At 69.8% G+C, this 14506-nt stretch carries 12 protein-coding genes; 6 read left to right on the top strand and 6 right to left on the bottom strand.

Translation table 11 applies throughout. From position 1 onward, the window contains the following. The first annotated feature begins 20 nt into the window (after positions 1-20). The 5 genes from CCR84_RS08835 (at position 21) to amrS (ending at position 5093) form a co-directional block, all read left to right on the top strand. Positions 21-1562, top strand: a complete 1542-nt coding sequence (locus CCR84_RS08835; protein ID WP_201211459.1) for a glycosyltransferase family 39 protein — start codon at positions 21-23, stop codon at positions 1560-1562. Next, a complete protein-coding gene (locus tag CCR84_RS08830; protein ID WP_338052589.1) occupies positions 1559-2452 on the top strand; it encodes a decaprenyl-phosphate phosphoribosyltransferase in 894 nt (297 codons plus the stop codon). The genes CCR84_RS08835 and CCR84_RS08830 overlap by 4 nt, the downstream gene beginning before the upstream one ends. A gap of 116 nt (positions 2453-2568) precedes the next feature. Continuing rightward, complete coding sequence (gene amrB / locus CCR84_RS08825) at positions 2569-3378, top strand: AmmeMemoRadiSam system protein B (RefSeq protein WP_201211455.1); 810 nt, start codon at positions 2569-2571, stop codon at positions 3376-3378. After that, on the top strand, positions 3368-3973 hold the full coding sequence (gene amrA / locus CCR84_RS08820; protein ID WP_201211453.1) for an AmmeMemoRadiSam system protein A: 606 nt from the start codon (positions 3368-3370) through the stop codon (positions 3971-3973). The genes amrB and amrA overlap by 11 nt, the downstream gene beginning before the upstream one ends. A 10-nt stretch (positions 3974-3983) precedes the next feature. Further along, positions 3984-5093 carry an AmmeMemoRadiSam system radical SAM enzyme gene (gene amrS / locus CCR84_RS08815; protein ID WP_201211451.1) on the top strand — a complete coding sequence of 370 codons (1110 nt, stop codon included), beginning with the start codon at positions 3984-3986 and terminating at the stop codon, positions 5091-5093. A 20-nt stretch (positions 5094-5113) separates the two neighbouring features. Here amrS and CCR84_RS08810 read toward each other — a convergent pair whose 3' ends face one another. From CCR84_RS08810 to CCR84_RS08785, 6 genes are read right to left on the bottom strand one after another with little or no spacing between them, the layout of a single operon-like run. Further along, positions 5114-6544, bottom strand: coding sequence for an ATP-binding protein (locus tag CCR84_RS08810; RefSeq protein ID WP_201211449.1), 1431 nt, complete (start codon positions 6542-6544; stop codon positions 5114-5116). After that, complete coding sequence (locus CCR84_RS08805; RefSeq protein WP_201211447.1) at positions 6541-7206, bottom strand: response regulator; 666 nt, start codon at positions 7204-7206, stop codon at positions 6541-6543. Before CCR84_RS08805 ends, CCR84_RS08810 begins: the two co-directional genes overlap by 4 nt. A gap of 33 nt (positions 7207-7239) precedes the next feature. Continuing rightward, a complete protein-coding gene (locus tag CCR84_RS08800) occupies positions 7240-8586 on the bottom strand; it encodes a TolC family protein (protein WP_201211445.1) in 1347 nt (448 codons plus the stop codon). Further along, on the bottom strand, positions 8583-8894 hold the full coding sequence (locus CCR84_RS08795; RefSeq protein WP_201211443.1) for a DUF3240 family protein: 312 nt from the start codon (positions 8892-8894) through the stop codon (positions 8583-8585). The genes CCR84_RS08800 and CCR84_RS08795 overlap by 4 nt, the downstream gene beginning before the upstream one ends. 8 nt (positions 8895-8902) lie before the next feature. Then, on the bottom strand, positions 8903-11986 hold the full coding sequence (locus CCR84_RS08790) for an efflux RND transporter permease subunit (RefSeq protein ID WP_201211441.1): 3084 nt from the start codon (positions 11984-11986) through the stop codon (positions 8903-8905). A 3-nt stretch (positions 11987-11989) separates the two neighbouring features. Next, positions 11990-13189 (bottom strand): efflux RND transporter periplasmic adaptor subunit, encoded by a 1200-nt coding sequence (locus CCR84_RS08785; protein ID WP_201211439.1) that lies wholly within the window; start codon positions 13187-13189, stop codon positions 11990-11992. A gap of 225 nt (positions 13190-13414) precedes the next feature. Between CCR84_RS08785 and CCR84_RS08780 the strand changes: the two genes are divergently transcribed. Continuing rightward, on the top strand, positions 13415-14494 hold the full coding sequence (locus CCR84_RS08780) for a TRAP transporter substrate-binding protein (protein ID WP_201211437.1): 1080 nt from the start codon (positions 13415-13417) through the stop codon (positions 14492-14494). The last annotated feature ends 12 nt before the right edge of the window (positions 14495-14506 follow it).

Genomic DNA, 14506 nt, shown 5'->3' with positions numbered 1-14506 from the left:
GCCTGCGCTCCGTCCCGCAGATGAGCAACCGCCTGTCCGCCTTGCTCGGCAGCGGCCTCGCCGGACTCGCCCTGCTCGCCGGACTGTTCGCCTTCCGCCTCGCCTTCTCGGCGCTGCTGCCGATGACCGGCGACGAGGCCTACTTCGTCCTTTGGGGCGAACATCCGGCCGGCGGCTACTACGACCATCCGCCGATGGTCGGCTGGTGGCTGGCGGCGCTGCTGCCGCTGGGGCGTTCGGAATGGCTGCTGCGCCTGCCGGCGCTGCTGTTGCCGGTGATCGTTGCCCTGGCCGCCTTGCGCATCGTGCAGCCGATCGGGCGCGAGCGCGCGCGGCTGGCGGCGCTCTTGGTGCTGCTGCAACCGGCGTCGGTGTGGAACGTGCTGATCACCACCGACACGCCGGTGATCCTGTTCACCGCGCTGTCGGTGGCCGCCTACGTCGCTGCGCTGCGTGCGCCGACGAGCGCGCGTGCGCTCGCCTGGCACGCGCTCGCCGGTCTACTGCTCGGCGCGGCCTTCCTCGGCAAGTACTTCGCGGCGCTGCTCGGCATCGCCTATCTCGCGCACGTCGTGCTGGCGCGCCGCGACCGGCTGCGCTGGACGGGATTCGCCGTGCTCGTCGTCGCCGCGCTGCCGGCAGCGCTCTACAACCTGTGGTGGAACAGCGAACACTGCTGGGTCAACATCCTCTTCAACTTCTTCAACCGTCACGGGGACGCCGGTTTCGGCTGGCAGAACCCGCCGCTATACCTGCTCTCGCTCGCCTACCTGGCGACGCCCTGGCTGCTCTACGTGCTCTGGGACCAGCGCGCGGCGCTGCGCGATGCGGCGCGACGCAGCGTCGAGGGCAGCGCGCTCCTGTGGCTGACGCTGGTTCCCTTTGCGCTGCTCGGCGTCCTCTCGCTGCTGAAGTCGGTCGGCCTGCACTGGCTGGCGTCGTTCGCGCCGCTGCTGGCGGTGCTCGCGGCGATCGCGCTGCCCTTGCCGAAGCTCGAGCAGCTTGCGCGCTGGTCGGCCGGGTTCGCGCTGCTGCACGTGCTGGTGATCACCGTGATCGCCGTGCTGCCGCTCGAGACCTGGCGCTCTTCCCATCTCTACGACGGCATCGTCCCCACCGTCCGCGCCGACGAACTGCTCGCCGAACTCGAGCCCTGGGCCGACGATCACCTCTTCGCCAGCGACAGCTATTCGACCTCGGCGACGCTGGCCTACAACGCGAACCGCCCCTTCGCGGTTTTCGGCGAGGGATCCTTCCACGCGCGCCAGGATGACTTCCTCACCGACTGGCGTGCGCACGACGGCGGCAAGGTGCTGATCCTGAAGAAGAAGGAGCCGCAGCTCGCCGAGTATGCGCCTTATTTCGCCCGCGTCGAACTGCGCCAGTTCGAGCTGTACGGCGCGCGCTACTACCTCGTCCTCGGCGAGGGTTTCAGCTACGCCGCCTATCGCGACGGCGTCCTGGCGCGCGTTCGCGATCGTTTCTATCGGGCGCCGGCCTGGCTGCCGCGCCGTGGGTGCGAATTCTGTGCGAGCCACTTTGCCGGCGAGGTTTGCCAGTGACCCAGCCAGCGCAAGGCGGCCTCGGTCCCTACCTCAAGCTCCTGCGCCCGTACCAGTGGGTGAAGAGCGGCTTCGTCTTCGTCGGGCTGCTCTTCGGCCACGCCTGGAACGACCCGGCGCTGGTGCGCGACGTCCTCTTCGCCGCGGCCGCGTTCTCGCTGGCGGCCTCGGCGGTCTATGTGATCAACGACCTCGCCGACCGTGAGCGCGACCGCGAGCACCCGAAGAAGCGCCACCGCCCGCTTGCTTCGGGCGCGGTCAGCGTCACCCAGGCGCTGCTGCTCGGCGGCGCGTGCATCGTCTCGGCGCTGGCGCTGGCAGCGGCGGTGTCGCCGCTGGCGCTGGCCATCGTCGTCGCCTACGCCCTGCTCAACGTCGGCTATTCGCTCGGCTGGAAGCACGTCGTCATCCTCGACGTGTTCATCATCTCGGCCGGTTTCATGCTGCGCATCCTCGCCGGGACGCTCGCCGTCGGCATCGCCCCCTCGCACTGGCTGCTGCTGTGCGGGATGATGCTCACGCTTTTCCTCGGCTTCGCCAAGCGGCGCGCCGAGATCGGCGCGATGGAGGGGCGCGGCGGTAGTCACCGCAAGGTGCTCGACGACTACGACCGGCCCCTGCTCGACCAGATGATCGGGATCAGCGCGGCCAGCGTCATCGTCAGCTACAGCCTGTACACCGTGAGCGCCGAGACGGTGGCGATGCACGGGACGAGCCACCTTATCTACACGGTTCCCTTCGTCGTCTACGGCATCTTCCGCTACCTCTTCCTCGCGCATCGCCGCGGTGGCGGCGGCGATCCATCGGCGGCGCTGTTGCGCGACCGCCACCTGCTGCTGGCGTGTTCCGGCTGGCTCGCTGCGGTCATCCTGCTGCTGGTTCAGCGCTGAAGCAGCTGGCGGCACTTGCCGTGCCGGAAGGATGAGCGTAGCCTCGCTGCGTTGACCTCGAATGCTGCTGGCCTATATTGAGAGGATACAGCCGTATCTCTCCGCGAGGCCCTGCCATGAGTCGCTCAGTCCGTCCGGCCGCGGTCGCCGGCACTTTCTACACGGCCGACCCGGTGATGCTCGACCAGGAGCTACGCGATCTGCTCGCCGCCGCCGCTCAGCCGCCGCCCGGCTTGCAGCCCAAGGCCCTGATCGTCCCGCATGCCGGTTACCTCTATTCGGGTGGCGTGGCCGCCAGCGCCTACGCGTCACTGCGGCCGGTCGCTGCGCGCGTCGAGCGCGTCGTCCTGCTCGGGCCGACGCACCGGATCCCGGTACGGGGCCTGGCGGTGCCGACGGCGACAGCCTTCGCGACCCCGCTCGGAACGGTTCCCGTCGATGACGAGGCGCTGACCGCGATTGCCGACCTCGCGCAAGTGGTGACGAACAACTCTGCACACGCCTGGGAACATTCGCTGGAGGTGCAGTTGCCCTTCCTGCAGCAGGTCCTCGGCAGTTTCCGGCTGGTGCCGCTGGCGGTCGGCGATGCCAGCGCCGAGGAAGTGGCCGAGGTGATCGAGCGGCTATGGGGGGGCGACGAGACGCTGATCGTCGTCAGTTCCGACCTCTCGCACTTTCATCCCCACGCCGAGGCACGGCGCATCGACGGGGCCACGCTGCGGCGGATCGTCAGCCTCGACGGCGGCATCAGGCACGAACAGGCCTGTGGCGCGACTCCGCTGAATGGCTTCCTGATCGCTGCCCGGCGGCACGGGCTTTCAGCGCATCTGCTCGACGCCTGCAACTCGGGCGATACCGCCGGCGACCAGTTGCGCGTCGTCGGCTACGCCGCCATCGCCTTTTCCGGAGCGCACGATGGCCAATGAGGCTTTGGGAACGATGCTCCTGCAGCTGGCGCGCGCGGCGATCAGTGCGCGGCTCTTGCGCGGTGCGGAGGAGCAGCAGCCGGCAATCGCCGATCTGGTGCGCTCGACCTGCGCCGACGACGAGATCGCTGCGGCGCTGGCGCAGCGCCTGCGCGAGCCCGGTGCGAGCTTCGTCACGCTGACCCAGGCCGGCGAGCTGCGCGGCTGCATCGGCAGCCTGCAGGCCTGGCGGCCGCTCGCCGACGACGTCCGTGAAAATGCGGTCGCCGCGGCGTTTCACGACCCGCGCTTTGCGCCGCTGACGGCTGCCGAACTGCCGCAGACCCGGGTCGAGGTGTCGCTGCTCGGTCCGAGCGAGCCGATCCGGTTTCGCGACGAGGCCGACGCGCTGGCGCAACTGCGTCCGGGGATCGACGGCGTCATCCTCGACTGCGCCGGCCGGCGGGCGACCTTCCTGCCACAGGTCTGGGAGCAACTCCCCGCAGCAGCCGACTTCCTCGCCCATCTCAAGCGCAAGGCCGGACTACCCGCCGGCTGGTGGAGCGATGAGCTGCGGCTGGCGCGCTACGCCGTCGACAAGTGGCGCGAGCACTAGGAGATCGGACATGGAAGCGAAACACGTTCCGCAGGTTCCGGAGTCGGCGCATCCCGGTCGCTGGTGGCACACGCTCGAAGACGGTCGCGTCCAGTGCGATCTCTGTCCGCGCGACTGCAAGCTGCACGAAGGCCAGCGCGGCGCCTGCTTCGTCCGCCGCAACGTCGGCGGCGCGATCCAGCTGACCACCTGGGGGCGCTCTTCGGGATTCTGCATCGACCCGATCGAGAAGAAGCCGCTCAACCACTTCTACCCCGGTTCTTCGGTGCTATCCTTCGGCACCGCCGGCTGCAACCTCGCCTGCAAGTTCTGCCAGAACTGGGACATCTCCAAGTCGCGCGACATGGACCGGCTGATGGACGCCGCCAGCCCCGAGGAGATCGCCGCAGCCGCAAAGCGCTACCATGCGCGCTCGGTCGCCTACACCTACAACGATCCGGTGATCTTCGCCGAGTATGCGATCGACACCGCGCTCGCCTGCCGCGCGCGCGGGATCCGGAACGTCGCCGTCACCAACGGCTACATCCGTGCCGAGGCGCGTCGCGAGTTCTACGCCGTGATGGATGCCGCCAACATCGACCTCAAGGCTTTCACCGACGACTTCTACGTCAAGCTGTGCGGCGGCCATCTGCAGGACGTGCTCGACACCTTGCTCTGGGTCCGCCACGAGAGCGCGTGCTGGCTGGAACTGACGACGCTGCTGATTCCCGGTTACAACGACTCCGACGCCGAACTCAAGCAACTCTGCGCCTGGGTCGCCAAGGAACTCGGACCCGACGTGCCGCTGCATTTCTCGGCCTTCCATCCGGACTGGAAAATGACCGACGTGCCGCCGACGCCGCACGCGACGCTCGTCCGCGCGCGCCGCCTCGGCATCGACGCCGGCCTGCGTTACGTCTATACGGGCAACGTCCATGACCGCGAAGGCGACACCACCTTCTGTCCCGGTTGCCGGGCCAGGTTGATCGAACGCGACTGGTACGACATCCTGCACTACGCGCTCACCGACGATGGGCACTGCCCCCATTGCGGGACCGCCGTCGCCGGCCGCTTCGAGCACTACAAGGGTGCCTTCGGCTCGCGGCAGATTCCGGTCCGCCTGGCTGTGACGGTGCGCTGAATCTGCCGGCGCCTCAGGCCTCAGGCATTTCGTGGCGGCAGGACCACGCGCGCGCGCAGTCCTCCGGCCGCGCTCTCGCCGAGCGTGAGTTCGCCGCCGTGCAACTCGGCGACGCGCGCGGCGATCGACAGGCCGAGGCCGCTGCCGCCACCGCCGCGCTCGCCGAGGCGCTCGAAGCGGCGCAGCGCGTCCTGCCGCAGTCCCTCGGCGATGCCTGGTCCGTCGTCGTCGATGATCAGTTCGACGCCAGCGGCCGTCCGCTGCAGTTCGACGCTCACCTTGGTCTGCGCATGGCGGATCGCGTTGTCCACGAGGTTGCGCACCAGCGCAGCGAGCAGTTCGGCGACGCCGACGAGTTGCGGCGCTGCCGGCGAGCCGGCGAAGGCCAGTTCGACGCCGCGTGCGTGCGCCGCCGCGTCGAGCTGGGCGCAGACCTCGATCGTCAGCGTCCCGAGGTCGAGCGCTCGCTGCGGCAGTGGTGTCGCCGCGGGGTCGAGCCGCGCCAGCATCAGCAACTGCTCGGTCAGCTGCGTCATCCGGTCGACGCCGGCGATGACGCGTTCTAGCGCGTGCCGGCGCTGGCCGTCGTCGGCAGCGCGCAGGGCCACCTGCGCCTGTGTTTTCAACGCCGCCAGCGGCGTGCGCAACTCGTGCGCGGCGTTGGCGGTGAACTGGCGTTCGCCGTCGAGCGCGCGGTCGATGCGCACGAAAAGCGCGTTGAGCGCGTCGATCAGCGGCAGCACCTCGGCCGGGGCCGACCCGGGCTCGAGCGGGGCGAGCGACTCCGGTCGGCGCGCGGCGACGGCGGTGGTCGCCGCCGACAGCGGGCTGAGCGCATTGCCGACGGCAAGCCAGATCGCCACCGCCAGCAGCGGCAGTCCGGCGATGAGCGGGATCAGCACGCGACCGGCGGCATCGCGGGCGAGCGCGTAGCGCAGGTCGTGGCGCTGGCCGACCTGCGCCTGGTAGCGCCCGGCAGGGTCGCGCAGGCTGAAGAAGCGCCACAGTTCGCCGCCCCACAGGCGTTCGCTGAAGCCCTCGCCGTCGACCAGCGGCGTCGTAGGCGCTGCCGCCGAGCGCACCAGCAGCGTCTCGCTTCCTGCCTGGCCGTCCTCGCGTCGCCACAGCTGGAAGACGAAGCCGGGCGTGCCTTGCCGGTTGGCGGCAGCGAGTGCCGACGGCAGGGCGTCCGGCAGGTCGGGACGCGCCGCGCTGGCGTCGAGCAGGCTGCTCGCCATCTGCGTCATCTGTTCGTCGAAGAGCTCGTCGGCCATGTCGTGCGCGCGCAGGAAGACGGCCATGGCAAGCAGCAGCCAGAGTGCAGCGATGGCCGACAGGAGCAGCCAGAGCAGGCGGCGGCGCAGCGAGTAGCCGGGTCGGCCCGGCGTGCCGATGTCGATCCCGATTCCTCGCGAGCCGCCCGGAGGGTCCGATCCAGCCGTTGCGCTCATGGCAGCGGGTCGATCGTGTAGCCGACGCCGCGTACCGTGCGGATCAGCGTCACGCCGAGCTTGCGCCGCAGGTGGTGTACATGCACCTCGACGGCGTTGCTCTCCGGCTCCTCGTTCCAGCCGTAGATCAGTCCTTCGAGGCGCGCGCGCGGCAGGACGCGACCGCGGTTTTCGAGCAAGGCTTCGAGCAGCGCCAGTTCGCGCGTCGACAGCTCGATGACCTCTCCCGCCAGCGTCACCCGCCGCGCTGCCGGGTCGAGGCTCAGCTCGCCGTGTTCGAGGTGTGCCGCCGGACGTCCGTGGCTGCGCCGGATCAGTGCGCGCAGGCGGGCTGCCAGTTCGTCGAGGTCGAAGGGCTTGACCAGGTAGTCGTCGGCACCGCCGTCGAGTCCGGCGAGCTTGTCGGCGACGGTGTCGCGGGCGGTGACGATCAGGGTCGGCAGCGTCGCGCCGCGCGCGCGCAGTCCGTGGAGCAGGGCCATTCCTTCGGGCTTACCGGGCAGGCCGAGATCGAGCACCATTGCCGAGAACTCCTCGGCAGCGAGCGCCAGCTCGGCTGCGCGACCGTCCTGCACCCAGTCCACGCTGAAGCCGGCCTGGCGCAGCCCGGCCTGCAGGCCGTCGCCGAGCAGGGGGTCGTCTTCGACAATGAGGATGCGCATGGCGCGATTATGCGGCCATCGGCGCCTGGCCGGTCAATCCTCGCTGTCTTCGTCGGCGTATGACCACAGGCGGTGCGTGTCGAGGAGCAGCCGGTCGCGTGCTTCGAGCGCGTCGAGGCGGCTGGCGTTGGCGGCAAGACGTGCTTCGTTGGCCTGGCGCTGCGCGAGCAGGACCTCGCCGAGTCCGGCCTCACCGAGGCTGCGCGCGCGCGCGATCAGTGCCGCTGCCTGTTCCAGTTGCCGCGCGGCGTCTTCGCTGCTCTGCCAGCCGGCGAAGGCGCGCTCGGCAGTGGCCAGGGCGGCGGCGATTTCGGCATTGACCTTGGCCAGCGTCGTCGCCTCGCGTTCGGCTGCGAAGGCGGACAGCGCACTGTCGCGGCGCGCGTTGGCCGAACGTGCGGCGCCGGGGAGCGGAATGCCGAGCGTCAGTCCGCTCAGGCGCTCCTCGCCACCACGGTCGGAGCCGACATGCACGCCGACGGTCGGGTCGGGAAGGCGCTCGGCGTCGCTGCGCCTGGCCAGGAGCCTGGCCTGCTGCGTCACGGCACGGGCGAGGCGCAGCTCGTGGTTGTGTTCGAGCAGCTGCGCGCGCCACTCGGCGGGGTCGCCAGCCAGCGGCTGCGGCTGTCCGGCCGCGGGCGAGGCAGGCAGCACGAGCGCCGGGAAACGGTTCTTCAGGTCGGCAGCGGCGACCGCGCTGCGCCGCTGTGCCTGTTCGAGCGCCGCGCGTGCCTGCGCCGCTGCCGCTTCGGCCTGCATCAGTTCGAGCCGCGAGCCGTCGCCGAGCGCCAGCCGGCGTGCCGTCGCCGCGCGCTGACGTTCGAGAAGCTCGGCCTGGCTTTGCCACTGGCGGGCGCTTTCCACCTCGCGCAGCCAGACGAACCAGGTGCCAAGGAGGTTGCGTGCCGTCTCGTGCAGCGCGTCGGCGTAGCCGACCTGCGCCTGGCGCACCCCCTGGGCACCGATCTCGGCGTCGAGCGCGGCCTTACCCGGCAGGCGCAGCGCCCGCTCCAGCGACGCGCTCCACTCGCGGTAGCGTTCGGCCGAGCTGGCCGGCGCCAGCGCATCGACGCGGCGCTGCTGGCCGGACAGGCGGACCGCCCATTCGTGGGGGCCTGCTTCCAGGGCCGAGCGGCGCGCGCTTTCGGCGTCGATCAGCGCCAGCGCCGCCTGCACCTGCGGCGACTGGCGGATGGCGGCGATCGCCTGCGCGGCGTCAGGGAGTTCGGCCGGGTAGCTGGCCGCGGGCTGAGGAGCGGCGCTGGTGGTCAGCGGGCTGGCGGAGGCCGCAGCCCAGGGTTCGGCGGCGAGTACTACACCGCCGGCAGCGAGGCCGATCGCCAGCGTGGCGGCGCGCAGTCGGGCGCTCGGTCGTTTCATTCGATTCTCCCGTAGGCGAGCAGCGGCATCAGCCAGTAGCTGAGTTCGGCGCTCGGCAGGTTCTCGCGCAGCGCGTGCAGGATCCGGCCGACGTCCTCGTTGGCGAGCAGGACCTGGAACTCGACGCGCTCGGCGCGACCGCGCACCTGCTCGGCGACGCTCGCGTAGCCCATGCGTGCGCCGTGCGCTTCGATGCGCTGGGTGAGAAAGCGACGGACGATGTCCTCGTGTTCGAGCAGCACGTCGATGATCATTTCCTCGATTTCGACGGAGGCGATCAGGGTCAGGCAGACGTCGGGTTGTTTCATCGTTTCACTCATCGAGTCGCGGGGGCCTCGCCGAAGCGGCGGTAGAGGAGCGGCAGCAGCAGCAGGGTCAGCGCGGTCGAGCTGACCAGGCCGCCGATGACGACGATCGCCAGCGGTCGCTGGATCTCGGATCCGGGACCGCTGGCGAAGAGCAGCGGCACCAGGCCGAAGGCGGCGATCGACGCGGTCATCAGCACCGGCCGCAGCCGGCGTCTGGCGCCGACGACGACCACTTCGGCGAGCGCCATCCCCTGCGCGCGCAGCTGGTTGAAGTAGGTGAGCATGACCACGCCGTTCAGGACCGCGATGCCGAGCAGCGCGATGAAACCGACCGACGCCGGCACCGACAGGTATTCGCCCGAGGCGAGCAGCGCGAAGACGCCGCCGACCAGCGCGAACGGGATGTTGGCGAGCACCAGCGAGGCCTGGCGCAGCGAGCCGAAGGTCGAGAAGAGCAGGAGGAAGATCAGCGCCAGCGCCACCGGGACGACGATCGCCAGCCTGGCCGCGGCGCGTTGCTGGTTCTCGAACTGGCCGCCCCAGACGATGCGGTAGCCGGCCGGCAGCGGCAGTCTTTCGGCGACCGTGCGCTGCGCTTCCTCGACGAAGCCGACCAGATCGCGGTCGCGCACGTTCGACTGGATGACGACGTAACGCTGTGCGTTCTCGCGGTCGATCTTCACCGGCCCGTCGACGCGCTCGATCCTGGCCACCTGCGCCAGTGGCACCGTGCCGCCGGCCGGCGTCGCGACGCGCAGCGCGCTGAAGGCCTCGATGCCGCCGTTGGCACCGTCGCCGCGGACGATCAGCGGCGTGCGCCGTCTCGGTTCGACGATCAGCCCGACCGGCTGCCCCTCGACCAGGCTCTTCAGCGCGGACTGCAGGGCGTCGACGTCGAGTCCGAGACGGCCCGCGGCAAGGCGGTCGACGGCGACGCGCAGGTACTGCACGCCATCGTTCCTGAGCGTGAAGGCGTCCTCGCTGCCCGGAGTCGCCTTGAGGATGGCCTCGATCTCGCCGGCGAGGTGCGAGAGCTCGGCCAGATCGGGACCGAACACCTTGACCGCGACGTCGCCGCGCACGCCGGTGAGCATCTCCGAGATGCGCATGTCGATCGGCTGCGTGAAGCTCACCGTGATGCCGGGGAAATCCTGCATCACCTCGCGCAACTGGTCGCCGAGCCATTCCTTGTCGGGATTGCGCCACTCCGCGATCGGCTTCAGGACGAGGAAGGTGTCGGTCTGGTTGAGCCCCATCGGGTCGAGACCGAGCTCGTCGGCCCCGGAGCGGGCGACGATGCGTTTGACCTCGGGGACGCGCTCGAGGATCGCGCGCTGGATGCGGCTGTCGATCTCGATGGTCTGGTCGAGGTTGACCGAAGGCAGCTTCTCCAGCTGCATGACGATGTCGCCCTCGTCCATGGTCGGCAGGAAGGTCTTGCCGAGCAGGGTGTAGGCGCCGCCGGCGGCGAGCGCGAGCACGAGCGCGCCGGCGACCATCGGCCGCGTGTGCGCGAGCGACCAGTCGAGTGCCGGCGTGTAGAGCGCGTTCAGCTTGCGGATCAGCCAGGGCTCGTGGTGTTCGCCGCGTTGCATCACGAATGAGGCGAGCACCGGGATCAGCGTCAGCGCGAGCAGGAGCGAGGAGGAGAGCGCGAAGACGATGGTCAGTGCCACCGGGATGAACAGCTTGCCTTCGAGCCCTTCGAGCGTCAGCAGCGGGACGAAGACGATGATGATGATCAGGATGCCCGAAGCGACCGGCGTTGCCACCTCGCGCGCCGCGCGGTAGATCACGTGCAGGAGCGGCAGCTTGCGTGTCGCGCCGCCCTGCGCCAGGCTCGATTCGATGTTCTCGACGATCACCACCGCCGCGTCGACCAGCATGCCGATGGCGATGGCCAGGCCGCCGAGACTCATCAGGTTGGCCGACAGCCCGAACAGGTCCATCAGGAGGAAGGTGCCGAGCGCCGACAGCGGCAGGATCGCGGCGACGACCAGCGCAGCGCGCAGGTTGCCGAGGAAGGCGAGCAGCAGGACGACGACGAGGACGATCGCCTCGACCAGCGCCTTCGACACCGTGCCGACCGCGCGCTCGACCAGGTTGCCACGGTCGTAGAGCGGTTCCAGGCTGACGCCAGGCGGCAGCGTCTTCTCGATCTCGGCCAGCTTGGTACGCACCGCATCGACGACGGTACGCGCGTTGGCACCGCGCAGGCCGAGCACCAGCCCCTCGACCGCTTCGCCCTGGCCGTCGCGGGTGACCGCGCCGTAGCGGGTGATCGCCTCGATGCCGACCGTGGCGACGTCGCCGACGCGGACGACGCCGCGCTCGCCGGCACTCGACGCCGCGCTCTTGACGACGATCGCGCGCACGTCGTCGAGCGTCCTGATCGCGCCTTCGACGCGCACCAGGAGCGTTTCCTCGCCCTCGCCGATGCGCCCCGAACCGTCGTTGCGGTTGTTGGTCTCCAGGGCGCGCTTCAGGTCGTCGAGCGACAGGCCGCGCGCGTTCAGCGCCGCCGGGTCGGGTTTCACCGCGAAGGCGCGCGCGTGGCCGCCCAGGCTGTTCACGTCGGCGACGCCGCGCAGCGTGCGCAGTTGCGGGCGGATCGTCCAGTCGAGCAGGGTGCGTTTCTCTTCGAGCGAGATCGGCCCCTCGACGGTGAACATGTACATCTCGCCGAGCGGCGTCGTGATCGGCGCCAGCCCCCCCGAAGCCTGCGCCGGCAGGTCCTTCCAGACGTTGCCGAGGCGTTCGGCGACCTGCTGGCGTGCCCAGTAGATGTCGGTGCCGTCCTCGAAGTCGATGGTGACGTCGGTCAGCGCGTACTTGGCGACCGCACGCAGGATGCGCTGTTTCGGGATGCCGAGCATTTCCTGCTCGATCGGCGCGGTGATGCGCGTCTCGACCTCCTCCGGCGTCATCCCCGGCGCCTTGATGATGATCTTCACCTGCGTCGTCGACACGTCGGGGAAGGCGTCGATCGGCAGCTTGTTCCAGGCGAGGACGCCGGCGCCGACGAGCAGCGCGGCGAGCACCAGCGCCAAGAGGCGCTGCGACAGCGAGAACTGGACCAGACGGGCGAGCATCGCTTACTTCCCTGCGCTGCCGGCGACCGGCGCGCGCGCGCTGGCTTCGGCGGCTGCCTTGTCGCGCTGCGCGGTCCACGCGCTCTTCAGCGACGACAGCCCCTTCACCGCGATCCGCGTCTTTGCGTCGAGCGCGGGCGAGCGCACGAGGACGTAATCGCCGGCCTGCCCGATCACCTGCACCGGCTGCGGGCGGAAGCCTTCGCCTTCGGCGACGAAGACATGGACGCCGGCGTCGAAGCGCGCCAGCGCCCCCTGCGGGACGCGGAATCCGGTTCCTTCCTTCGCGTTGACCCCGCCGCCGACCGGGATGTCGATCGAGGCCTCGACCATCTGCCCCGGCGAAAGCCGCTCGCTGCCGCGGTCGAGGCGCGCGCGAACGGTGACGGTCTGGCTGCCGCTGCCGATCTGGCGACCGACGTTGATCACGCTGCCGCTGGCCGCAGCAACGCCGCTCACCGGGACGCTGACGGCGAGCCCTTCGCGCAGTTCGGCGGCGAGCGCTGCCGGCACCTGGATCTCGACCCACAAGGGCGAGAGCCTGCCGATGCGGAACAGCGCGGCTGCCGCTTCGACCCGCTCGCCCGGCTGCACCGACTGTTCGAGCACGACGCCGGCGATCGGCGCCGTGATCAGCACCTCGCTCGGCAGCCGCCGCTGCTGCTGCAGGCTCAGGAGCGCGGCATCGGAAACGCCGGCCAGGCGCAGTTCCTCGCGCCGCGCGGCGAGCGCGACCTGGGCCTGTTCGTGGCTCGTCCGCGTCGCCTGCACGCGCGCCTCGGCGATGATTCCTTCCGCGAACAGCTGCTCGTCGCGTCGGGCCGCCTGCGCCGCCAGTTGCGCCGCCTGCGCCGCCTGCAGGAAGTCGCGTTCGGCGCCGAGCAGCGATGGGCTGGCGATGCGGGCCAGCGCCTGTCCCTTCTTCACCGACTGCCCGGCGGCGACCTCGATGCCGGTGAGCATTCCGGGCAGGGGGGCGGCGACGATGCGCAGTTGCTCGTTCGGCACGCGCACCTCGGCGGGCAGCCCGGCGGCGATTCCGGCACCGGCGCGTGCGAGCGTCTCGCTCTCGATGCCGAGCGCCTTCGCCTGCTGCGCGCTCAGCGGCAGCGGCGCTGCCTGGTCGGCGGCGCCGGCAGGCGCGGCCAGCAGGTACAGGGGGCAGAGCAGGGTGGCAAGCGAGCTTCGCAGGAAATTGTTCATGGCGGCCTTTCGGATGATGCGGCGGAGTGTAGCGGCCGAAGCTTAAGTCGGACTTAAGAAATGGGGAAGGTGCCCGCGGGCGCCGTCCACCATTCCGGCGGCGAAAGGAACTGCGGCAAGCGAAGGCGTGTCCATGAGCGAAGCTTGCCCGCGCTCCCGTCTTGGTTGTAATCTGCTTGCGTTAGTTGGCGGTCGTTTGCCCACCCCTACCGGAGAAGAAAATCCATGGAAAGACGTTCCTTCTTGAAGCACGCCGGCGTCGGCCTTGCCGCTGCCGGTGCAGCCGTTCCCGCGTTCGCAGCCGACCTGCCGACGATCAAGTGGCGCATGGCCTCCAGTTTCCCGAAGAACCTCGACACCCTGTTCGGCACCGGCGAGTTCCTGATCAAGCGGCTCGCCGAGATCACCGGTGGCAAGTTCCAGATCCAGCATTTCGCTGCCGGCGAGATCGTCCCGGGCGCCGGCGTGCTCGACGCGGTCAAGGACGGCACGGTCGAGCTCGGCCATACCTGTGGCTACTACTACTACGGCAAGGACCCCACGTTCTGCATCGACACGACCATCCCGTTCGGCATGAACAACCGCCAGCTCGATTCGTGGTACCGCGAGGGCAACGGCGCCAAGCTGATGGGCGAGTTCTTCGCCAAGTGGAACATCGTCGCCTTTCCCTGCGGCAACACCGGCGCGCAGATGGGCGGCTGGTTCCGCAAGGAGATCAAGACCGCGGCCGACCTCAACGGGCTGAAGATGCGCATCGCCGGCATGGCCGGTGCGGTCCTGGCCAAGGTCGGCGTCGTCCCGCAGCAGATCTCGGGGGCCGACATCTACCCCTCGTTGGAGAAGGGGACGATCGATGCCGCCGAGTGGGTCGGTCCTTACGACGACTACAAGCTCGGCTTCAACAAGGTCGCCAAGTACTACTACTACCCGGGCTGGTGGGAAGGTGGTCCGCAGATCTCGGCCTATGTGAATGCGCAGAAATGGGCCGAGTTGCCCAAGGAATACCAGGCGGCGTTCCGCGCCGCGGCGGCCGACGCGCACACCGAGATGCTGGCGCGCTACGACGCGAAGAACCCGGCCGCGCTGAAGCAGCTCGTCGCCGCCGGCGTGCAGTTGAAGCCCTTCCCGAAGGACGTGATGGAGGTGTGCTACAAGGCGGCGACGCAGATGTACGCCGACATCTCGGCCGCCAACCCGCAGTTCAAGAAGGTCTATGCCGATTACAAGAAGTTCATGGACGACCAGAACGCCTGGGCGCGAATCGCCGACGGGTCGTACGCGAACATCATGTTTAGCCGCAAGTAGGCCGCAGCTGGC

Source organism: Rhodocyclus purpureus (assembly GCF_016653115.1).
In the GTDB taxonomy this organism is placed as follows: Bacteria; Pseudomonadota; Gammaproteobacteria; order Burkholderiales; family Rhodocyclaceae; genus Rhodocyclus; species Rhodocyclus purpureus.
This window is presented reverse-complemented; position numbering and strand designations above follow the sequence as displayed.